The organism is Microcella sp. (genome assembly GCF_019739195.1).
GTDB lineage: Bacteria > Actinomycetota > Actinomycetes > Actinomycetales > Microbacteriaceae > Microcella.
Genome location: NZ_JAHHDS010000003.1, coordinates 1,429,754 through 1,450,548, shown reverse-complemented (window position 1 = coordinate 1,450,548; position 20,795 = coordinate 1,429,754). Strand labels below are relative to the sequence as shown.

The 20,795-nt window shown below is 68.6% G+C and carries 21 protein-coding genes; 16 read left to right on the top strand and 5 right to left on the bottom strand.

Annotation, left to right across the window (positions count from 1 at the left end; all coding sequences use genetic code 11):
* Window positions 1-22: 22 nt before the first annotated feature.
* The 9 genes from KL788_RS08760 to KL788_RS08720 all read left to right on the top strand — a co-directional run bounded on the left by KL788_RS08760 (window position 23) and on the right by KL788_RS08720 (window position 11,001).
* On the top strand, window positions 23-823 hold the full coding sequence (locus KL788_RS08760; RefSeq protein ID WP_293170458.1) for a serine hydrolase: 801 nt from the start codon (window positions 23-25) through the stop codon (window positions 821-823).
* A 208-nt stretch (window positions 824-1,031) separates the two neighbouring features.
* Window positions 1,032-2,918 (top strand): hypothetical protein, encoded by a 1,887-nt coding sequence (locus KL788_RS08755; protein ID WP_293170456.1) that lies wholly within the window; start codon window positions 1,032-1,034, stop codon window positions 2,916-2,918.
* A gap of 288 nt (window positions 2,919-3,206) precedes the next feature.
* The gene (locus tag KL788_RS08750; RefSeq protein ID WP_293170454.1) at window positions 3,207-7,181 is read left to right on the top strand and encodes a hypothetical protein; all 3,975 of its coding nucleotides are present in this window, start codon (window positions 3,207-3,209) and stop codon (window positions 7,179-7,181) included.
* A gap of 70 nt (window positions 7,182-7,251) precedes the next feature.
* Entirely contained in the window at window positions 7,252-7,659 is a 408-nt protein-coding gene (locus tag KL788_RS08745) for a pilus assembly protein CpaE (RefSeq protein WP_293170452.1), read from the top strand.
* Between the two features lie 36 nt (window positions 7,660-7,695).
* Window positions 7,696-8,976 carry a protoporphyrinogen/coproporphyrinogen oxidase gene (locus tag KL788_RS08740; RefSeq protein ID WP_293170450.1) on the top strand — a complete coding sequence of 427 codons (1,281 nt, stop codon included), beginning with the start codon at window positions 7,696-7,698 and terminating at the stop codon, window positions 8,974-8,976.
* A 128-nt stretch (window positions 8,977-9,104) separates the two neighbouring features.
* The gene (locus KL788_RS08735) at window positions 9,105-9,452 is read left to right on the top strand and encodes a YtxH domain-containing protein (RefSeq protein ID WP_293170448.1); all 348 of its coding nucleotides are present in this window, start codon (window positions 9,105-9,107) and stop codon (window positions 9,450-9,452) included.
* A gap of 19 nt (window positions 9,453-9,471) precedes the next feature.
* A complete protein-coding gene (locus KL788_RS08730; protein WP_293170446.1) occupies window positions 9,472-9,891 on the top strand; it encodes a phage holin family protein in 420 nt (139 codons plus the stop codon).
* On the top strand, window positions 9,888-10,112 hold the full coding sequence (locus tag KL788_RS08725; RefSeq protein ID WP_293170444.1) for a DUF3618 domain-containing protein: 225 nt from the start codon (window positions 9,888-9,890) through the stop codon (window positions 10,110-10,112). Before KL788_RS08730 ends, KL788_RS08725 begins: the two co-directional genes overlap by 4 nt.
* A gap of 58 nt (window positions 10,113-10,170) precedes the next feature.
* Window positions 10,171-11,001, top strand: a complete 831-nt coding sequence (locus KL788_RS08720) for a uroporphyrinogen-III synthase (protein WP_293170442.1) — start codon at window positions 10,171-10,173, stop codon at window positions 10,999-11,001.
* On the opposite strand, the gene KL788_RS08715 is transcribed toward KL788_RS08720, so the two are convergent.
* The 3 genes from KL788_RS08715 to KL788_RS08705 are packed head-to-tail and all read right to left on the bottom strand — an operon-like array spanning window position 10,998 to window position 13,466.
* Window positions 10,998-11,396, bottom strand: coding sequence for a DUF1304 domain-containing protein (locus KL788_RS08715; protein ID WP_293170440.1), 399 nt, complete (start codon window positions 11,394-11,396; stop codon window positions 10,998-11,000). The genes KL788_RS08720 and KL788_RS08715 overlap by 4 nt on opposite strands.
* On the bottom strand, window positions 11,393-12,400 hold the full coding sequence (locus KL788_RS08710) for an acryloyl-CoA reductase (protein ID WP_293170438.1): 1,008 nt from the start codon (window positions 12,398-12,400) through the stop codon (window positions 11,393-11,395). The genes KL788_RS08715 and KL788_RS08710 overlap by 4 nt, the downstream gene beginning before the upstream one ends.
* Window positions 12,401-12,440: 40 nt before the next feature.
* Complete coding sequence (locus tag KL788_RS08705) at window positions 12,441-13,466, bottom strand: 6-phosphofructokinase (RefSeq protein ID WP_293170436.1); 1,026 nt, start codon at window positions 13,464-13,466, stop codon at window positions 12,441-12,443.
* 9 nt (window positions 13,467-13,475) lie between these two features.
* Between KL788_RS08705 and KL788_RS08700 the strand changes: the two genes are divergently transcribed.
* The 7 genes from KL788_RS08700 (at window position 13,476) to KL788_RS08670 (ending at window position 18,194) form a co-directional block, all read left to right on the top strand.
* Window positions 13,476-13,994: a PPOX class F420-dependent oxidoreductase gene (locus KL788_RS08700; RefSeq protein ID WP_293170434.1), complete on the top strand. Its 519-nt coding sequence runs from the start codon at window positions 13,476-13,478 to the stop codon at window positions 13,992-13,994.
* Window positions 13,995-14,003: 9 nt separating this feature from the next.
* Window positions 14,004-14,345: a DUF4190 domain-containing protein gene (locus KL788_RS08695; RefSeq protein ID WP_293170432.1), complete on the top strand. Its 342-nt coding sequence runs from the start codon at window positions 14,004-14,006 to the stop codon at window positions 14,343-14,345.
* Between the two features lie 28 nt (window positions 14,346-14,373).
* Window positions 14,374-15,330, top strand: coding sequence for a DNA-3-methyladenine glycosylase family protein (locus tag KL788_RS08690; RefSeq protein ID WP_293170430.1), 957 nt, complete (start codon window positions 14,374-14,376; stop codon window positions 15,328-15,330).
* Between the two features lie 17 nt (window positions 15,331-15,347).
* Window positions 15,348-15,896: an acyl-CoA thioesterase gene (locus KL788_RS08685; RefSeq protein WP_293170428.1), complete on the top strand. Its 549-nt coding sequence runs from the start codon at window positions 15,348-15,350 to the stop codon at window positions 15,894-15,896.
* Window positions 15,897-15,946: 50 nt separating this feature from the next.
* Entirely contained in the window at window positions 15,947-16,333 is a 387-nt protein-coding gene (locus tag KL788_RS08680; RefSeq protein ID WP_293170426.1) for a YidH family protein, read from the top strand.
* A 7-nt stretch (window positions 16,334-16,340) separates the two neighbouring features.
* Window positions 16,341-16,646, top strand: coding sequence for a hypothetical protein (locus KL788_RS08675; protein WP_293170424.1), 306 nt, complete (start codon window positions 16,341-16,343; stop codon window positions 16,644-16,646).
* A 114-nt stretch (window positions 16,647-16,760) separates the two neighbouring features.
* Window positions 16,761-18,194: a putative Ig domain-containing protein gene (locus KL788_RS08670; RefSeq protein ID WP_293170422.1), complete on the top strand. Its 1,434-nt coding sequence runs from the start codon at window positions 16,761-16,763 to the stop codon at window positions 18,192-18,194.
* Between the two features lie 22 nt (window positions 18,195-18,216).
* Here KL788_RS08670 and KL788_RS08665 read toward each other — a convergent pair whose 3' ends face one another.
* Together KL788_RS08665 and KL788_RS08660 are read right to left on the bottom strand one after the other, a co-directional pair.
* Window positions 18,217-19,815, bottom strand: coding sequence for a phytoene desaturase family protein (locus tag KL788_RS08665; protein ID WP_293170420.1), 1,599 nt, complete (start codon window positions 19,813-19,815; stop codon window positions 18,217-18,219).
* The gene (locus tag KL788_RS08660; RefSeq protein WP_293170418.1) at window positions 19,812-20,738 is read right to left on the bottom strand and encodes a LysR family transcriptional regulator; all 927 of its coding nucleotides are present in this window, start codon (window positions 20,736-20,738) and stop codon (window positions 19,812-19,814) included. Before KL788_RS08660 ends, KL788_RS08665 begins: the two co-directional genes overlap by 4 nt.
* Window positions 20,739-20,795 lie beyond the last annotated feature (57 nt).

Here is a 20,795-nt window from a genome sequence, read left to right as displayed (position 1 = left end):
GCATTTCAGGCCCGCGTACCGCGTGCTCGGTGCCGTGGCCTACGAGGGCGCGCGCGTCTCAGTCGCGGTCGTCGACCTCGACTCGGGCGAAAGCGTCTTCGCGGTCGACGAGCGCATCGTGCTGCCGACGGCGAGCATCGGCAAGATCTTGCTGCTCATCGAGGTGAGCGCCCGGCTCACCGATCACACGGTGAGCGACTACGCGATCGCCGATAGATCGGCACAGGATGCTGTGGCCGACAGCGGCCTCTGGCAGCACCTGCAGGCCCCCGCCTTCCCGATCGCCGACCTCGCGGCACTTGTCGGCGCGACGAGCGACAACCTCGCGACGAACGTGCTGCTGCGGCACGTCGGCCTCGACGCGGTGCGCTCGCGCACCGAGAAGCTCGGCCTCGTGCGCACGGCGCTGCTCGACCGCGTGCGCGATGTGCGCGGGCCCGATGATGCGCCGCAGTTGTCGGTCGGCTCTACGGCAGAACTCGCCTGGCTGTTCCAAGCACTCGCCAACGGTCACATCATTGACCCCGCTACGAGCCAGCGCGTGCTCAGCTGGCTCTCGCTCAACGCCGACCTCTCGATGGTCGCGAGCGCTTTCGGGCGCGACCCGCTCTCGCATCGCGGCGTCGAACACAACACCTGGATGGTCAACAAGACGGGCACCGACGCGGGAGTGCGCAGCGAGGCGGGCATCTTGCGCGGCCCCCGGGCCGGGGTCGCCTACGCGGTCTCGGTGCACTTCGACGACACCGATCTGCCCCGCCGACTGCGGGTGATGGATGCTCTGCGCGCGCTCGGCGTCGACCTGCTCGAGTTCGTCCACTGAACGCAACTCTCCCCTTTCGGGGGTAGACCGACCAGTCTGTCCTGGTGTGTGTCGGCGCGGAGTACTACAGTGCCGTTGCGTTGATTTTCGACATACCCGCTTTTAGTCGAATCTCACGTGAGCAACACACCCGAATACCCGAATACCCGAACCTCCCCCGCTTGCACTGTGCGTGGATCTTTGGGCTCCCTACCCCCAGGAGCACTCCATGTTGCGTTCCAGAATTATGTCTGCGGCGACCGCCGCTGTTCTCATGCTCGGCATGAGCGTCGGCGGCGCTAGCGCTGCTTTCGCCGAGACCGACGACCTGGTTTCTGCGGTCGACGAGAACGTCGGCACCGAGACTGTCGTCGAGCCGGTGCGCGACGAGCCGACTGAGTCGACTGTCACTCCCGCGGTCGTGCCCCCCGGCCTGGGCGACGAGGTTGGCGGAGGCGGAGGCGGTGGCCCAGCGCCGCACCCCGATGGCGGTGCGACGAAAGTCGCCGTGTGCCACGCGACTCCTCCCGACACCGCGGCGGAGGGCTGGAACCTGCTGTCGATCGACGACGACGCCGCCGCGACGAACCAGTCGGGCCACGACCAGGAACATGATGCCGACATCATTCAGGCCTTCTCGTACTGGCACAAGGTCGGCAACGGCAACGATGCGACCTGGGAGTACTTGTCATACCCGGGCAAGAACCTCACGACCGACTTTGACGGATTCACGGGTGCCGAGATTCTGGCGAATGACTGCGTGAAGCCGTCGACGCCCCCACCGCCCGTCATCTACGAGGTTGGCCTATACCTCTACAAGAAGCTGAACCCCGATGCCCCCGCCTCGTGGCCCAACTCAGGGCCTCAGACGTTCATCGACTCGCAGCTTGGCGTCGATTGGTTCACGGAGTTCCCCAGCGTCCTCCCCGAGAACGTGTGCGGAGAAGGTTGGGCAGTTCAGCAAGACAAGGTCTCGCACACCGGTGGCTTCACCTGGCCAGCGTCGATCACCTACCCGAATGACAACATCGGGTGGCCGCCGATCTACGACGCTCGACACGACAACCTTGAGACGTACCTCGAGGTTCCAGACTGTGAGCCGCCGACGCTGCCGACCATCAACGTAACGGCCTCGTCGATCGGCTTCACGTGCGAGCGGCCCAGCGGCTCGTTCACCGTCGGCCTCGGCCTCGCCGAGGAGAACGGCAGCAAGCTTCTGTGGAGCACCTCGATGGCCGGGGACCCGGTTTTGCCGGGTACCGTGCCGGTCACTGAGGCGGGAGTCATCACCGTGACGGTCGACGTGCTCGATGAGTTCGCAGACGAGTACGGTCTGAATGACGAGAGCGGCCTCGGTGTCGTCGATCCGGTGACAGGTGCGATCACGTGGACGTTCACGTTCACCGAGCCGGATGACTGCGAACTCGGTTCCGTCGTGGTGCCGATCGTGACCTACGAGGACTACTGCGAAGGCGCGGGGCCGAACGCGTTGCGCGTCGCCACCTTCACCGTGACCGATGTCGAGAATGCGTCGTACACGTACACGGTGAATGGCGGCGCCCCGATGGCGGTCGTCTTCAACGGAGCAGACACAGTGACGATCGCGGTCAATCCTCTTGACATGGTCGTCGTCACGGCGACGCCCGCCGACGGCTTTGAGCTGAACGAGGGCTATGAGCCCTGGAGCCACTCGTTCATCGGCGCTGCGTTCTGCCCCGGCACCTTCCCGGCGACGGTCGCGGCTGCCGAGATCACTCCCGGTGACTGCGAGGGCAACGGCCCCGTCGTCACGCTCACCAATGAGGGTGGAGTGATCTGGACGCTCAACGGTCAGATCGTGGCCGGAGAGACGAGCCACCAGCTGCCGTGGGGTTCTGCCGTGATGCTCACGGCCAGCCTTGAGGAACCGACTCAGCAGAACCCGGGCGGTTGGACCTGGAGTGACCCAGAGCAGCAGACCGTGTGGACCGCCGACGGCATGTCTGAGGAAGACTGCCTCTCGAGCCTCGCCTACACGGGCACCAACTCCGCCACCGCGTGGATCGGCGCTGCAGCGGTCCTGATGATGATCGCTGGAATGGGCTTCGTCGTCCGTCGCCGGAGCGTCGAGATCTAACCCGAACCTCGACGAGCGCAGATGCGCCGGGCCGACCCGAACACGGCCCGGCGCATCCTCGTCGAGGGGCGTGCTCGCCCGCTCGCGCGCGCGCGATCACCCCCTTCTGCGGGCAGACAGACCGTTCTATATAGCGATCAGGTTCGAAAACCGAATATTGTTGGACTTTGCACCACCACTGCCTGTGCGCGTCGCACCCACGACGGCGCACGCACCACAACCCGAATACCCGAACACCTGCACTCTCCCCCCAAGTGAGCACGGGCTCCCTACCCGAGGAACCCCTTTATGTTGCGCAAAGAGCAGCGCCGTCACGAGCGCCGCAGTACCCTCCGTCGTCGTCTTCTCGCGGGCTCGACCGCCGCCATCCTCGCCCTCGGCATGGCCGCGGGCGGTGCGGCTCCCGCCTTCGCGACGCCACCCAGCAGCGGTCTGCCGACACCGATCGTCGACGCCGGTGGTGTCACGACCTACGATCAGGGCGGCCTGGTCTGCAGCGCTTCGAGCATCGGTTTTCAGAAGCCGGCGGCCCTCGACAATCTCAACAGCAACGACGGCTCGTTTACGGCGGCCTGGGGAACGATCAGCTGGGACGCCTCAGAGCGAACGGTGACGTGGTCGATCGTCGACGGTTGGGACGTCGACGTCTGCGTGAAGGGCGGCACCGTCCTCTCAATCGTCGACACGAGCGAGACCGAGGGCACGAGCTACACCCACACGTATGCGGGCCTTTCGCACCTCGGGTTCCGCATCAACGCCTCGACGCCGGGCAATGACCTCGACTGCGTCACGGCCACCAACTTCCAGGGCCGAGCTCTCACCAACGGTGACCACATCAACATGGACATCGTGCAGGGTGGCTCGAAGTTCCAGATCAACGCCCAGATCGACATCCGCCAGAGTCAAGACCCGGCCAGCGAGTCGGGCTTGGTCGTGCGCGTGAACGCCCCGGGCGGTCCGTACACGCTGCCGCTCTCGAACGCCGAGCGAGATTCCGGCGTCTTCGCGTTCTCGTACTCGACGTACCTCACCGGACAGTGGACGGTCGAGTGGGTGCAGTTCAACAGCACCTACTTCAACCAAGATCGCAGCTCGGGCGCGTTCCTCATCTGCGGCGATCTGCCGACAGAGAATCTCGTGACCCCGACCGCGCGCATGGTCGACCTCGAGTGCGACACCACCGGCTCGTACACGCTCGACGACGTCGACGGCGTGCGCTGGTTCATCGGCAACGACGAGATTCAGCCGGGCACCTACACGGTCACGACCGCGCAGACGATCGTCGTGCGAGCCGAGGCCGATGCGCCCGAGTTCGGGCTCGAGCCCGGTGCCACTGACGAGTTCACCTTCGTGTTCACCGAGCCCGACGACTGCGTGCTTCCCTGCCTGCCCGCCAGCGCCGTGTCGTACACGTACTACAACCTGTCGACGGCGACGAGCGGCAACCCCGCGAACTCCGGCCTCATCACGGTGGCAGCGCGTGACGGCTACAGCGACGAGCTCTGCAACGACTTCTGGGTCGTCGCGGCAGCGTGGAACTACAGCTCGTCAACGAGCATCTGGCCGCAGACGCTGCGATCGACCGACCCGGCCGGTGACGACCCCGAGGGCTACATCGGCTCCGTCGGCACCTACTTCTTCCACGCTCCGGTCGAGTGTGGCCAGGGGGACGTCTACGCCTCGTTCACGGGCATGCCTTACGTCGGCCCCGAGCTCTTCGGCCCGAGCAATCCCTTCACCGAGCGCTTCTTGCACGGCATGGGTTTCACCGGTCCGACCCCGACCTACCTGAACACGCAGCCCGGCTGTAATGTCGCGAACCCGATCGCACCGACGGCGAACCCCATCGTCGAGTGCGGCACCTACGGCTCGATCGATGTCTCTGACGTGGCCAACCCCTACGTGGGCTACACGGTCTACCGCGGCGTTGCCGACGAGAACGGCTCGGTCGCGGGACTCGACAGCGTCGCGATCGACGACGCCACCGAGGGTGTGTTCACGGTAGTGGCGACCCCGCTCAACGGCTATATCTTCGCGCCGGGCACCGAGCGTCAGTGGGAGTTCGACCTGGGCGAGTACACGCCGTGCCCGGTCGAGGTCGACCTGCGCTTGACCTACATGGAAGAGTGCGCGCCCGACCCCACGTACACCTTCCGCGTCAAGAACCTCTCTGACGTGAGCGTGCCGTACACCTACGTTGTCGCCGGCAACCCGTCGCTCAACGGTTCTGGCGTCGCGCCTGTCGGAGACTCGTTCTTCGACCTCGATGTCGACCGTACGAACCCCGCGACGTCGTACACCGTGACCCTGCACTGGGGCGACGGCACCACAATCGTGGCTGACTCGACCGTCAAGGCCAGTGGCCGCGACAAGGTCTGCTCTCTCACCGTGCAGCCTGTCGTCGACATCGAGTGCACGACTGACGGCAGCTACACCGTGCCGACGGTGCTCGGTGTGACCTGGTCGATCGCGGGCACACCGGTGGCGCCCGGCACCTACACCGTGACCGACGAGAGCGCGATCGTGCTGCGCGCCACGGCCGCGAGCGGCTACGTGCTCTACAACGGCGGCACGCTGTCGCAGACGCGCGATTTCACGCTCGAGTTCACCGAGCCCGAGTTGTGCTTGCCCCCGACGTTCGACGGTGAGACCTTCACGGCCTCGGAGTGCGACAACGACACCCCGTGGATCAACTACTCGGTGGTCGTCAACGACCCCGACGGTCAGCTCACCAGCACGACCGCGCGCCTGATCTTCGCCTACCCCGGCGACGAGACGAAGAACCACGTGATCGAGCTCGGCGAGGTGACGGTGGGCGAGCCCCTCACGGGCCGCATCCTGTGGCCCGGTGCGAGCGTCGACCCGATTACCGGCGAACCCACGGGCTGGCCGGGCTGGGCGCAAGACGTCGACGGCAACTGGTACGAGACGGCCTACGACGAGAACTTCGCCTGGACGCGCACGCTCACCGAGGTGACCCTCGAGGTCAACCCCGAGATGCAGATCGCCATCGCCTACCCGCCGGCGACCACCGACTGCACCGCCGAGCCGATCACGGTCGAGCCGGTGGCGCAGAAGAGCACCTGCGAGAGGGGCGGCGCATCGATTCTGCTGCCCCCCGTCGAGGGTGTGGTGTGGTTCGTGAATGGCGTCGAGACGCCGGGCAGCCTGACGCCCATCGAGGTGCTCGAGGCCGGCAATTACACCGTGACCGTCGAGATCGATCCTGATGCCGAAGGCGGCCCCTACGCCTTCGCCGACGGAGCCGTGACTTCATGGCCGTTCGTCTTCACCGACGACGAGCTGTGCGAGCTGGGTCAAGAGACGTTCACCAACGCATCGATCGGGTTCATCGACCCGACGTGCGACCTGGGTCAGCGCCTCGACCCGTCGAAGCTCATCGTGGCCGACGACACTCTCGCCGAACTGCAGAGCTACGAAGAGTTCACTGACGGCTCGTACGAGGTCGTGTTCGTCACGATCGACCCGGATGCTCGCTTCGTCGAGTTCGAGACCCCCACCCCCGGGCGCACAGTGTCTGATGGCGGCACGGTGCTGACGTTCACCGGGCAGCTGCTCGGGCCCGACCGCAGCAGCGAGTGCGTCACGACCGTCGAGTTGACCGACCCGGTGACCTACACAGACTCGTGCCTCTTCGGCGGCAGCTTCACGATCTATCGGGTCGAGGGCATCGCCTACACGGTCTTCATCAACGACGAGACCCCCTTCGTCGTCGAGTGGGCAGACGGTGAGCTCACGCGCACCTACGACGTCGAGCAGGGCGACAGCGTTCGCGTCGAGCCCTCGCCCGAGAGCGACCGCTACACGATCTCTCCCGACCCGGCACCGTTCGAGCGCACCTTCGCGGTGTACGACGACGACTGCCTGCCCACCCTGCCGCTGACCGAGGGGAGCGTCACGTTCACTCCCGCCACGTGCCTCGACGCCACTAACTGGGTCGTGCTGCCGAGCACAGAGGGTGTTCAGTGGTGGGTCGACGGAGAGCAGACGGCTGCCGGCAAGTGGGCCATGCCCGCCGGCGAGGTCGTCGTCGAGGCGACTCCTCTGCAGGGCTACGGCTTCCCTCTCGAAGCAGAGACCCGGTGGGAGTACGAGTTCGCCGCGGCTGACGAGGCGTGCGACCTGTCGTCGCTCGCCGAGACGGGTGCATCCAACGCTCTGGTCGGCATCGGCCTGGCGGCCGTGCTCATTACGCTCGCCGGCTTCGGTGTCGTCATCGGCCGCCGTTTTCAGCAGGCCTGACCGCAGCGCGTCGTCGAGCCGGGCCCCGTTCTCTGAGCGGGCGCCCGGTTCGACGTGGCACGATGGCGCCATGATCAGCACTGGGCTCGCTCGGCAGTTGCGCGACGCGGGGCTGCGCTGGAAGCCAGCGTCTGGTGACCGATTCCAGATCGACCGCAGCGAGTTCGACTCTGAGGTCTTCACCGTCAGCGAGCTCACGGTCGAAGCGCACGAGTACTCGACCGGCACCGTGCTCGGCTTCAACGGCACGACCGAATGGGCGCTCGACTCGGTCGACGTCAATGACGCTCTCTGGCTGCCGCGCGAAGACCAGTTGCGCGACCTGCTGCGTGTCGCGTTCCGCACTCTCGAGCGCACCGACGACGGCTACGCCGTCACTCTCGACCTCGACGGAGACAGGCAGGTCTTCTCGAGCGTCTCGGCCCCGGAGGCGTACGGCCTCGCGCTCCTCGCGCTGCTCGATCGGGTCTCGGCATGACCGGCATGCCGAGACCGAGAGCAGTGTCGTGACGTCGTGAGCGAGATCACCGTCATCGGCGCCGGCCTCGCCGGTCTTGTTGCCGCACGCGAGCTCGTGCTGCAGGGTCACACGGTGCGCGTGCTCGAGGCGTCTGCCGAGGCCGGCGGCCAGCTCGCGCATGCAGAGATCGCCGGGCACCGCATCGATGTGGGCGCACTGCAGCTCGACGCAGCCGACGACGCGGTGTCGTCGCTGCTGGGGCGCGTCGACCACGCTCCGGCGGTGACGACGTCTCTTCCTCGGCGCTGGTGGCTCTCTACGCACGCCGGCGTGCATCCGCTTCCTGCTGTGCACTGGTGGGGAGTACCCGCAGCTCCCTTGGCCGCCGATACCGTCGCGATCATCGGGCGCCGTGCGGCCTGGCGCGGGATGCTCGACGCGCTGCTGCCCGGACCCCGCGGGGCGAACGCGACCACGCTCGATGAGCTGGTGCGCATCCGAATGGGTGACGACATCGTCGAACGCCTCGTTGCCCCGGTGGTCGAGGCGCAAACTGGCCGAGACGCCGCGTCGATTCTGGTCACCGAGGTGCCCGGGCTGCGGCACCGCATGCTGCAGCAGAACTCGCTCACGCGTGCCGTGACGAGCCTGCGTCTCGACCAGCCCGAGAACGCCGAGCTCGCGACGCTCGAAGGCGGGCCATCGAGGCTGATCGACGCTCTGCGCGCCGAGCTAGAACGGTTTGGTGTCGCGATTGAGTTCGGCACCCGCGTCGACGAGTTGACAGACGAGGGTGCCGTCGTCAACGGAGAGGTTCTCGAGGGAGCCTTCGTGCTCGCGGCCCCACTCGGCGTCGCCGCGGTGCCTGAACGTGCGGTCGTGACGCTCGTTCTCGACTCGGAGAAGGTGCCGGTGGGTGCGCGAGACGCGGGAGTGCTCGCCGAACGAGGCAGGCGCGACGGCGTGCGCCGGGCAGTCGACCTATCTGCTCTCTGGCCCGGGGTCACTGGCGACGACCGGACGTCTACCGTTGTGCGGGTCGAAGGGTCGAACGCGATGACGCTCGAGGGTGCCGTGCGCGCTGTCGGCGAGCTGTGGGGTGAGCCTGAGCTCAACGAGGTCGTGCTCGGCGCGCACCTCTCGACCTGGGCCGGGGGAGCATTCCCGAGCGAGCGTGCCGCGAGCGAGCATCCGTCGACAGTCATCGCGCTCGTCGGCGAACACACCGTGGGGCCGGGCATCGCCCACGTGATCCGCACAACGATCGACGCGGTCGCGCCGCTCGCCCCCGAGGCGCCGACCGCGACGGCCACCGACGCTGCCGCGGAAGTGTAGACGTTACGTTCCGGCCTGGGAATCCCCTCCGTATCGCTGGTGAGGTGCAGGGGGGTTCGCAGTACGCTGGGGGCGCCACCGCGATCTCGCCGAACCGGTCGGGTGGCGTGACTCAAGAGGAGATCGACATGCGAGGCAAGATTTTGTTCGCCGCCGGCCTGGCCGTCGGCTACGTGCTCGGCACCCGTGCTGGCCGCGAACGCTACGAAGAAATCAAGCGTGCCGCCGACTCGTTCTGGAACAGCCCGCGCGTCAAGCGCCGCGTCGACCAGGTTGAAGACTTCGTCAAGGAGAAGGCTCCCGAGGTCGCGGAGTTCGTCTCAGACGGTGCGAAGAAGATCGTGAACCAGGTCACCGGTGCCTCGTCGAAGAAGCCGGCCGCGAAGACGGCGACGAAGACCAGTACGTCGTCGGCATCCACGGCGAAGAAGCCCGCAACGCGGTCGAAGGCGGCGAGCTCCGGCTCGTCGTCGTGACGTGCAGGGCGCGATCACGATGACCAACCCAGAGGGTTCGCCGCGCGAACGGCGCGGATTGTTCAGGCTGATCACCGACATTCCCGGCCTGATTCGCGAGCTCATCGAAGCAGAGATCGAGTCGCTCAAGGCCGAGATCGTCGGCAAGCTCAAGGCCGCGGGCATCGGCGCGGGCTTTCTCGTCACGGCGGGCGCCTTTGCTTTCTTCGCGGTGCTCGTGCTGACGGCTTCGGGGGTACTGGCCCTGGCGCTCGTGGTTCCGGCGTGGGCGGCCGCGCTGATCGTGGGCGGGGCCCTGTTGCTGCTCGCGGGCATCGCCGCCGCGATCGGCGTCGCCCAGTTGAAGCACGGCGTGCCGCCGACCCCCACCGAGACCATCGAGAGCGTGAAAGAAGATGTGCGCGTCGTGCGTGGCATCAGAAAGCGAGAGACATCATGAGCGACACCGTGTCGAACACCGTTGAGAGCGCCCGTGCCAAGCTCGAGCAGACCCTCGACGCCATTGACGAGCGCCTCGACGTCAAGAAGCAGGCGAGCGAGCTCACCCACCGCGTGAAAAGCTCGTATGAGTCGAACCCCGTGCCGTGGATCATCGGCGCGACCGCGGCGGCCGTCGCCGTCGTGGGCCTCGTCGCCTGGGCGATTTTCAGCGACGACTGAGCCCGTCGGGCGCTGCGCTCGATTATGACTCTCGTGCCGGGAGAGTCATCATGGAGTGATGACTTTTCTGCCTGAAGTGACCATCGAGCGCACGCCCACCGGCGCGTTGCCGGTGATCAAGCCGCTGCTCGGCTGGCGCGTGCTCGTGCCCCGCGGCGGCAAGTGGGGCGACGGCATCGCCGCGCAGTTGCGGGCACTCGGCGCGACTCCGGTGATTGCCCCACTTATCAACTTCGCGGGTAGCGACGACCCCGATCGCCTCGCCGACGAACTCGCGGCTCTGCAGCGCGGCGAAGTCGAGTGGCTCGTCGTCACCAGCGCGACGACCGTCGATGTGCTCGTGGGGCACGGCGTGAGCATCCCCGAATCGACGCGCGTCGCCGCCGTCGGCGAGACGACCGCGCACGCTCTGCAACTGGCCGGCTACCCGGTCGACTTCGTGCCGAGCGATCACTCGGCACGCGGACTCGTTAAAGAGTGGCCCGCCGCTGACGTGCGCGGACGTGTGCTCGTGCCGCAGTCGCAGATCGCGGAGCCGACGCTCGTGAGCGGCTTGCTCGAGCGGGGCGTCGACGCCCGGTTCGTCACGGCCTACCGCACGGTGGGCGTCGAGGCTCCCGCGGAGGTCGTGCGCGACGTCGCCGCGGGCCGCATCACCGGCCTCATCATCAGCTCGGGCAGTGTCGCCCGACAGGTGGCCGAGCAATTCGCGCCGCTGCCCGACTGCACCGCCGTGGTCTGCATCGGCCCTCGCACGGCGTTCGACGCCCGCGCTGCCGGGCTCACCGTGCACCGCATTGCAGAAGAGCGCTCGAGTCAGGCGCTCGTGAGGGCGCTCGCCGAGTATGCGATGGACCCCGACGACAACTGCCCCCCGGTCGTGCCCTAGCCGTTGATGACGAGGGCGGTGATCGCGAGAAGCGGCACGCCACCCTGCGCCAGAGCGATCGGCAGCATGCGTCTCGGCGCAGTGACGGCCAGGGCGATGCCGGCGAGCACCATGAGCGAGCATCCGGTGATGACGACGACGAGACCGATTCCCCACGAGTCGCGCGCCAGCACGAGGATGATGCCCACGAGCACCACGAGCGCGAGCCCCAGGTTGTAGACCCCCTGGTTGACCGCGAAGAGCCGCAGCGGCGCCGAGTCGTTCTCGGGGCGCACGCCGAAGATGCGTCGCCCGAGGGGCAGGCGGAAGAGCACGCTCTCGAGCACGAAGAACGCGAGGTGCAGCACAGCAGCCATGGCGGCGAACACGAGGCCGGTGATGAGCAGAGCGGTCATGCGAGATCTCCGATCGATACCGAAAGGCGCCCTCGCACCCGGCCCGCCAGCAGATCGGTCGCCGCCGATTGCGCCTCGGAGAGGGGAATGGGTCGGGCGATGCGGTCGACGACGTCGGCATCGAGCTCGGTCGCCAGCCGCGCCCAGGCCTGCTCGCGCAGTGGCAGCCCCGTGACGGTCGAGTTGACACCGAGCAGGGCAACGCCGCGCAAGATGAACGGCATGACCGTCGTCTCGAGCGAGGCTGAGGCCGCGTTGCCGCAGGCGACGGCCGCGCCGCCCTGCCGCAGCTGAGACAGTGCCGTCGCGAGCGAGCGGCCGCCGACGGAGTCGATCACCGCGTCGAACCGCTGTGACTCGAGCGGGCGCGACTCGCGGTCGAGCTCGTCGCGGTCGACGACCGAGGTGGCACCGAGCTCGCGCAGGTCTGCGGCGCTCTCGGCTCGCCCCGTCGAGGCGGTGACCGTGAAGCCCGCGCGCGCGAGCAGGGCGACGGCAAAGCCGCCGAGTCCGCCACTGGCGCCCGTCACGAGCACGTCGCCCTGAATGATGCCGTGCCGCTCGAGGGCGAGCACCGCAAGCATGGCCGTGAAGCCCGCGGTTCCGATGCCGGCGGCGTGGGCATCCGTGACAGCAGACGGGGTGGCGACGAGAGTGCCGCCGTCGAGAATGGCACGGCTCGCGAGGCCGCCGTGCCGCGTCTCACCGGCTCCCGCGCCGTTCAGCAGCACGCGGTCGCCGACCGCCCACGCGGGATGAGTCGACGCGGCGACCGCGCCGACGACGTCAATTCCGGGCACGAGGGGCGAGATGCGCGCGACCCCCGGGTTGCCGGCGAAAGCGAGCGCGTCTTTGTAGTTCAGGCTCGACCAGGTGACATCGACCGTCACGTCGCCTCGCTGGTCGGCGGGTGGTTGCAGCGCGTCATCGTCGAGGTCGACGAGAGCGACCGTCGCGTCACCACCCTCAGCGGCGCTGCGAGTGATCTGCCAGCCGAGAGTCATGCGAGCCAGCCTAGGCCGCCCTGCCGCGCACGGCGAGGGTTCAGCCGAAGAGCAGTGCCGCTTCGTCGTAGCGCTCTTGCGGCACGGTCTTGAGCTTGCCGAGAGCCGCCTCGAACCCGACGGGCACGATGTCGGTGCCGCGCAGTGCGACCATCGAGCCCCATGCCTGATCATTGACGAGACCGATCGACGCCATGCCGAGCCGCGTGGCGAGCACGCGGTCAAACGCGCTGGGGGTGCCGCCGCGCTGAATGTGGCCGAGGGTGGTCGCCCGCGTCTCGATGCCCGTGCGCTGCTCGATCATCGGGGCGATGAGCTCACCGATGCCCCCCAGTCGAGGTCGGCCGAACGCGTCGAGGCCGCGCTCGGAGTGCGGCTCGTCGGCTCCGTCGAGTGTGAAGCCCTCGGCGACGACGACGAGCGGTGCGCGACCGCGGTCGTGGGCGCGCATGACCCAGCTGCAGAGCTGCTCCATGCTGGTGTTCTGCTCAGGGATGAGAATGGCGTGGGCTCCCGCGGCCATGCCCGAGTGCAGGGCGATCCAGCCGACGTGCCGGCCCATGACTTCGGCGACCATGCAGCGGTTGTGGGCGTCGCCCGTGGTGCGCAGGCGGTCCATCGCCTCGGTGGCGATCTGCACCGCAGTGTCGAAGCCGAAGGTGTAGTCGGTGGCGTCGAGATCGTTGTCGACCGTCTTGGGAACGCCGACGATGCGCACGCCCTCGTCGGTGAGGCGCTTTGCGGCCGCGAGCGTGCCCTCGCCCCCGATGGCGATGAGGGCGTCGAGTTCGTTCGCGGCGAAGACCTCGTTGACGCGGTCGACGCCGCCGATGCCCTCGAAGGGGTTGGTGCGGCTCGTGCCGAGAATCGTGCCGCCCTGCTTCGAGATGCCCTTCACCTCGTGCCGGCCAAGCGGCAGGGTGTGGTTCTCGACCACGCCTTTCCAGCCGTCTTTGAAGCCGACGAAGTCGTGGCCGTGCACCGTCGTGCCGGTGAGCACGGCGGCGCGGATGACCGCGTTGAGGCCGGGGGCGTCGCCGCCGGAGGTGAGCATTCCGATGCGCATGGTTCCATCATGGCCGCTCGGGGCGCGACGCGCGAAAGCGAGGTGCGCCCGCGCAGTTCTCGGCGCATCCGCGGCGATGCGCACTACCGTGAGGGCACCCGCACCGCACGCCCTGACGGAGGACGCATGGCCGACTCGACCGCCCTGCTCGCCCTCGCCGACGAGCAGTACGTGCTGCTGACGACGACGCGGCGGTCGGGCGTCGCGGTGCCCACGCCGGTGTGGGTCGCGCGCGACGGCGATGCCCTCGTGGTGACCACCGGAGCCGAGTCGGGCAAGGTCAAGCGCATGCGGCACACGCCCCGAGTGACGCTGCAGGCATGCGACCGAGCGGGCACTCCCGACCGTGCGGCACCGATCGTCGAGGCGAACGCGAGCGTGCACGACGACGCCGAGTCGCGTGAACGTCTCGACGCGGCCTTGAGCGAGAAGTACGGTGTGCAGTACGCGGCGATTCGCGCCATGGGAAAGCTGCGCGGCCGGCGCGCCAACGAGTCGGTTGTCGTGCGCCTCGCACCCACTGAGTAAGGAGTCGACATGACCGACGCCCCACCCCCGTCGTCGTACGCTCTGCCCGTCGAGCCCGTGCCGGGCCGCACGATGGGCATCATCTCGCTCGTGCTGTCGATCATCGGGCTGCACGTGATCGGCATCATTCTCGGCTTCGTTGCCCTTGCCCAGTCGAAGCGCGTCGGCCAGGGCAACGGGTTCGCGCTCGCCGGGGTCATCGTGGGCTTCGTGCTGATGGCACTCACGCTCGTCGTCGTCGGTCTCAGCGTGGCGGGTGGCGTCGCGTTCTGGGGCTTCCTGACCGAGGCCTGCCGCGACCTGGGCCCGGGAGTCTGGGAGGTCGACGGCCTCACCTATTCCTGCCCGTAGTGACAGCGGGCTGACCTAGCCTGGTCGCGTGATCGTCGCGACTGCGGATGCTGAGCTCGAGTTCGAGCCGTCAGAGCCGCGCGATCTCGCCGCCACACTCGGCGTCATCCGGCGCGGACGCGGCGACCCCACCCTGCACGCCGTCGAGGGGCCGGGAGCCTGGCGCGACGTCTGGCGCGCGCAGCGCACGCCCGAGGGCGCTGCGACCCTGCGGCTGATCGTCGACGGTCCGCTGGTGCGGGCCCAGGCCTGGGGTGCGGGCGCCGCATGGAGCGTGGCTCGAGCGCCGCACCTCATCGGCGAGCACGACGACTGGCGCGCGCTCGACGAGCTGCTCGCCGAGCGCGACGACCCGGCGTCGAGCGCGCTCGCCCGTGTGCGGCGTCGTACCCGCGGGCTTCGACTGACGAGCACGGGCGTCGTGCTCGAGGCGGCCGTTGCCGCGGTGCTCGAGCAGAAGGTGACGGGCGTCGAGGCGCGACGCGCGTGGCGCACGCTCGTGCGGCAGCACGGCGAGCGGGCGCCCGGCCCCGCGCCCGAGGGGCTCACGGTCATGCCCGACGGGGTGGGATGGCGCAGCATCCCCGATCATGACTGGCACCGGGCGGGGGTGGGCCCGCAGCGCATGGCGACCGTTCGACGCGTCGCGGCGGTCGCCTCGTCGCTCGACCGGTTGAGCGAGCGCGAGCCGGCGGCGCTCGAGGCTGCATTGCGATCGATACCCGGCGTCGGCGAGTGGACGGTCGCCGAAGTGCTGCAGCGCTCGCACGGCCACCCCGACCTGGTGAGCGTTGGCGATGCGCACCTGCCGCACGTGATCGGCACGTGGTTCACGGGCGACCGCGCCGACGACGCAGGAATGCTCGACCTGTTGGCCCCGTGGGGCGGCCATCGGCAGCGGGTTGTGCGACTCGTCACGTCGCTGGGTGTCGAGGCACCCCGCTTCGGTGCGAAGGCCACGATCGAAGACCACCGCAACCGCTGAGCGCCTATCGTGGCGCCGTGAACAAAGTCTTCCGGTTCTGGTGGGTGCTCTGGCGTGCTCGCCGCGCTGCCGCGCTTGCCCCGACCGACGTCGGCACGGTGCGCTTTCGCGTGCTGCCGAACGACCTCGACCTGCAGCGGCACATGAACAACGGCGTCTACCTCTCGCTCATGGATCTCGGCCGCATCGACCTCATGGTGCGCTCGGGCGTCTGGAGCGAGCTGACCCGGCGCGGCTACTACCCGGTCATCGTGAGTTCGACGATCACCTACCGCCGCTCACTCGAACTGTGGCAAACCTACGAGCTCGAGAGCCGCATGGTCGGCATCGACGACATTGCTGGCTATGTCGAGCAGCGCTTCGTGCGCGACGGCGAGATCTGCGCGCGCGCTGTCATCAAGGCCCGCTTTCTCAAGAAATCGGGCGGCATCGTGCCCATCCCCGAGCTCGCCGAGCTGTTCGGACTCGACCCGCAGAACCACCCCTTGCCGGAATGGCTCGCCGACTGGAGCGGCGCCGCCGCCCTGCCCTCGCGTCGCGAGCCCGCGCCGAGTGAGTGGGCGTAGCTGCCGTCAAGGGGTAGTTGCGAGTCGCCGGGCAGCGCTACCGTGCGATCATGACTGACGACGATCGCCGCCCCCGCTCTGTCTATTCAGTGGGAGACGAGCCCGAGGTGCAGGCTTCGCTGGCGAACGAGCGCACTGCCCTGTCGTGGATTCGCACGGGCATGGCGCTCGTCGCTGGCGGAGTCGCCCTCGCGACCCTCGCGAGTTTCGGCGACCTGCCTCTCGTGATCATCGCGATCGCCGGGCTTGCGAGCCTCGGTGGCACTGCCCTCGGCATCTGGGCGCTCGTCTCGTGGCGTCGCACCGAGCGCGCACTGCGGCTTCGCGAGCCCTTGCCGCATCCCTCTGCCTTGCCGTGGCTCGTGGCCGGAGTCGTCGCGGTCGGACTGTTCCTGGCAGGCTTCGCGGCCTTCCAGGCGATCGAGCTCGCGCGCTGATCACCTCGTGGATGCTCAGCGCGCGCCGGTCGACCGCACGAGCCTGTCGTGGCAGCGCACGGCGGCTCACTCGGCTCTCGTCGCCCTCGTGGCTGCCGCGACGGCGCTGCAGCTCGGCGAGCCCCTCGTCGGCATCGTCGCCGCCAGTCTCGCCATGGTCGCCCTCGTCGTCGGGGCGACGACTCCGCGCGTGAGGCGATCGACGGCCGACCGTCGCGACCCGTGGCCGCTCATGCTGCGCACGCTCGCCGTGCTGCTCGCCAGCAGCGTGGTGGCGCTCACGCTCGTCGTCACGGTCGCACTCGACCGTTGACGGTGGCCAAGTTGTCGGGCTTCTGCAACTATGGAATGACATCTTCTCTCGTTTCGCTCCGGTGCGCTGCGCGAGACCCCTCCTCTGCCCGACATTCCCCGAGAGGCTCGATCGATGATGTCTGTTCGCCGCAAGGCACTCACGGCGGGGGTGGCAGCGGGCGTCGCCGCCCTCGTCGTCGTGCCGGTCTCGATCGCGCTCGCCGCCCCCAGTTCGACCATCGACGTCGGTGATTCTCCCGTCGGCGTGGTCGTGTCTCAAGACGGCCAGTATGCCGTCGTCGCCTCGAGCGACGGCCAGAGACTCGATGTCGTCGATCTTGCGACACGTGTCGTCGATCGCACGGTCGCACTGCCGAACCGGGCGACCGATCTCGTCGCGCATCCCGAGGCCGACCGGTACCTCGTGGCCAGCTTCACGGGCAGCGAGGTGTATGACATCGACCTCTCGACCGACCCCGCGTCAATCGCGACCATCGATCTGCTGTGGGCCCCCGATCAGGTCGACGTCACACCGTCGGGAGACCGTGCGGTGCTCGCGAATCGCGCGACCGACGAGATCGCCATCCTCGACCTCGACGTCGGCACGGTCGAGCGATACGTCGATTCGGGCGTCGACAACCCCAGCCCCGTGATCGTCATCGACGATGCCACGGCGTGGGCGGGGGCCGAAGGTTCAGCGGAGCGCGTGCGCATCGCCCTCGCGACGGGGGCGACCGAGATCGTGGCGACCGGCATCGATGACAACAGTGCGTTCACCCTCGATCCCGACGGCGTGCATGCGTGGACCGCCCACGGAATCACAGGCGATCTCACCCAGTGGCGATTGTCTGATGGCGCCGTGACCGAAACGGTGCTCCTGGCTTCGGGCCAGTTGACCTCGGTGGCCGCCAACCCGGTTGTGCCTCTTCTTTATGTTGCCGACTTCGGCGGAGATGTACTCGTGCTCGATCGCTCGACCGCGAGCTACCTTGATCCCATCGACGCCGCCGGCCCCTACCGTGTCGCCGTCTCGGATGATGGAGCGACCCTGCTGGTGGTGCTCTTGACGGGTGATGTCTTGCTCGTTTTCGATCTCGTCGTCATGGCCGAGCCCGTCGCTCCCCTGCAGGGGGTCGAAGGCGAGCCGTTCTCGTTCAGCACCGTGGTGATCGACGTCGATGGCATGTCGGCCTCGATCACCGACGGGGCGCTGCCGCAAGGTCTGGTGCTCGACCCGTCAACCGGCGTCGTGAGCGGAGAACCCGAAGAGTTCGGTACGTTCTCGGCGACGATCACCGTGACCGGCTCGGGAGACGGCCAGCCGCGCACGCTCGAGCTCGACATCGAGGTCGAGCCTGCCGACGACGTCAACCCCTTACCCAGCGCCTCACCCTCGATCACTCCGTCTCCGAGCCCCTCAGGGCCGGCTCCCGATCTGGGCGGTGACGGCGCTGAGAACGACCTGGCCGCCACCGGTGCTGCTCCCGTGCTGCCCTTGCTGGCGCTGGGCGGCATGGCAGTTGCGCTCGGGCTCGTCGTCACCCGACTGGTTCGCGTTCGCGAGTGAGCGCTGAAGCGAGAGCGCGCTGCTAGCGGCTCTCGAGTACGGCCATCGCGGCGTTGTGGCCGGCGATGCCGCTGACGGCGCCGCCGCGGCGCGCGCCTGAGCCGCACAGCAACACGCCCGGCAGGCCCGTGTCGACGCCCCAGCGCTGAGCCGGGGTGTCGAGCGGGGCACCGTTCTCGACCCACGGCCAGTCGAGGTCGCCGTGAAAGATGCTGCCGCCCGGCAGGCGCAGCGCGTGCTCGAGGTCGCGCGTGGTCTTCGTCTCGACGCACGGCTGGCCGTTCGCGTCGGTGAGCAGCAGACTCTCGACCGGCTCAGCGAGCACCGAGTTCAGCGAGTCGAGCACCGCGCGCTGCAGGGTCGCGCGCATGTCGTCGTTCGTGCTTTCGGTGACGAGCCGGTCGGGCGTGTGCAGCGCGAAGACCGTGAGCGTCTGAGCGCCGCTCGCGCGCAGCTCGGGGCCGAGAATGCTCGGGTCGGTGAGCGAGTGGCAGTAGATCTCGGCGGGCACCGGGTCGGGCACGCGGCCGGCGACGGCCGCGTCGTGCGCGGCCTGCAGCTGCGTGAAGGTCTCGTTGATGTGGAACGTGCCACCGAAAGCCGCTGCAGGGTCGAGCGCAGCATCCTGCAATCGGGGCAGTCGGCTCAGCAGCAGGTTGACCTTCACCTGGGCGCCTTCAGCGGGCGGTGCGGCGAGGCCCGCTTCGGAGATGCCGCCGGATGCTCCAGCACCGCTGCCCGCGGCGAGCAGCCGCGCGAGCTCGTGCGGTGAGCAGTTGACGAGAACGTGCTCGGCGGCGGTGGCGTGCTCGACTCCTGCGCCGTCGACCCAGTGCACAACGCGGTCGGGCGTGAGCGAGGTGACCTCGGCGCTTGTCGTGAGGGTCGCGCCCGCGAGCCGCGCAGCTCGTTCGAGCTCGCCCGACACGGCGCCCATGCCGCCGACCGGAACATTCCAGTCACCCGTTCCCCCGCCGATGACGTGGTACAGAAAACACCGATTGGCGAGCAGCGACTCGTCGTCGTTCGGCGCGAAGGTGCCGATGAGGGCGTCGGTGTAGACGACGCCGCGCACGAGGTCGTTGTTGAAGGTATCGGCGATCGTGCGGCCGACGGGCTGCTCGATGAGCGACTGCCAGAGGGCATCGTCGCCGACCGCTGCCCGCGCCTCGTCGCGCGTCAGCAGCGGGTCGGTCACGGTCGGGAACAGCGCTTGAGCCAGCCGAGCAGTGCCCTCGTAGAACGTGCGCCACGCATCCGCATCGTCCGTTGCGCCGATGCTCGCGAAGCTCGCGGCCGTCGCGGCGGGGTCATGATTGTCGACCAGCAGCCCGCCCTCGCCACCCGGCACGGGCGTGTACGAGCTGTAGCGGCGCGGCGCGAGCGCGATCTGCAGCCCGAGGTCGTCGATGATGCGCTGTGGCAGCAGGCTCACGAGATACGAGTACCGGCTCAGTCGAGCATCCACGCCGACGAAGGCCTCGGCCGAGATCGCGGCACCGCCCAGAACGTCGAGGCGCTCGAGCACCTGCACGTCGAGGCCCGCCTGCGCCAGGTAGGCGGCGGCGGTCAGGCCGTTGTGGCCCCCGCCGATGATGACGACGTCGCGGCGCTCGGTCACGGATGCCCTCCTTCGGTGCGGCCGCGCTCAGCGTATCCCGGCGCCGTCTCGATCGACCGTGCGAGCACCTCGCGCACGGCCGTGATCGCGGGTCGCCCCGCTGCCGAGGTGCGCGCGGCCGTGAAGAGTGTGCGGTGCGGGTCGTCGGGCAGCGTCACGAGTGAGACGCGCGGGTCGCGGCCCGCCCAGACGAGGTCGGGCAGCAGCGCGACGGCGTGCCCTGTCTCGACCAGGCTGATGTGCGCCTGCAGATCGGCGGTCTCGAAGCGCACGTCGGGCTCGAAGCCGGCGAGTCGACACTGCTGCTCAGCCCAGTGTCGTGAGGCGGTGCCACGAGGCTCCATGACCCACGCGGAGCCAGCCGCATCGGCGAGCGAGTGGATGCTGCTGTCGATCGACACCCCGAGCTTCAGCCCGTCTTGCACGAGAGGCACGCGGTCGAGTTCGCGACGCCGCGGAGCGGCGTGCGCCGGGTACTCCTCGGCGATCACGAGATCGAACTCGCGCGCCCACACCTCGTCGAGCGCGCTCTCGGGCTCGCGCTGCGTGATCTCGACGCGCAGCTGCGGGTACTCGTCGGCGAGGAGCGAGAGGGCGCGTGGCACAATGCCGAGCGCCGCCGACTGGAAGACGGCGAGCCGCACGGTGCCGGTGACCTCGTGGCTCGTGGCGTCGAGCGCGGTCTCGAGTCGCTCGAGATCGTCGAGCAGAGCGCTCGCGCCGTCGACGAGCACGAGGCCTGCGGGGGTGAGGTGCACGCGCCGCCCCGACCGCTCGAGCAGAGCGACCCCGACCTCGCGCTCGAGCAGGCTGAGCTGCTGCGAGATGGTCGAGGGGCTGTACGACAAAGCGCGGGCGACGGCGTGCAGGGTGCCGCGGCGGTGCACTTCGCGCAGCAGGCTCACGCGGCGCAGGTCGAGCATGGGTGCCCCTCTGCTCATTGTTCGGCTTTGTCGAACAGAAGTGTACGACGATCATCA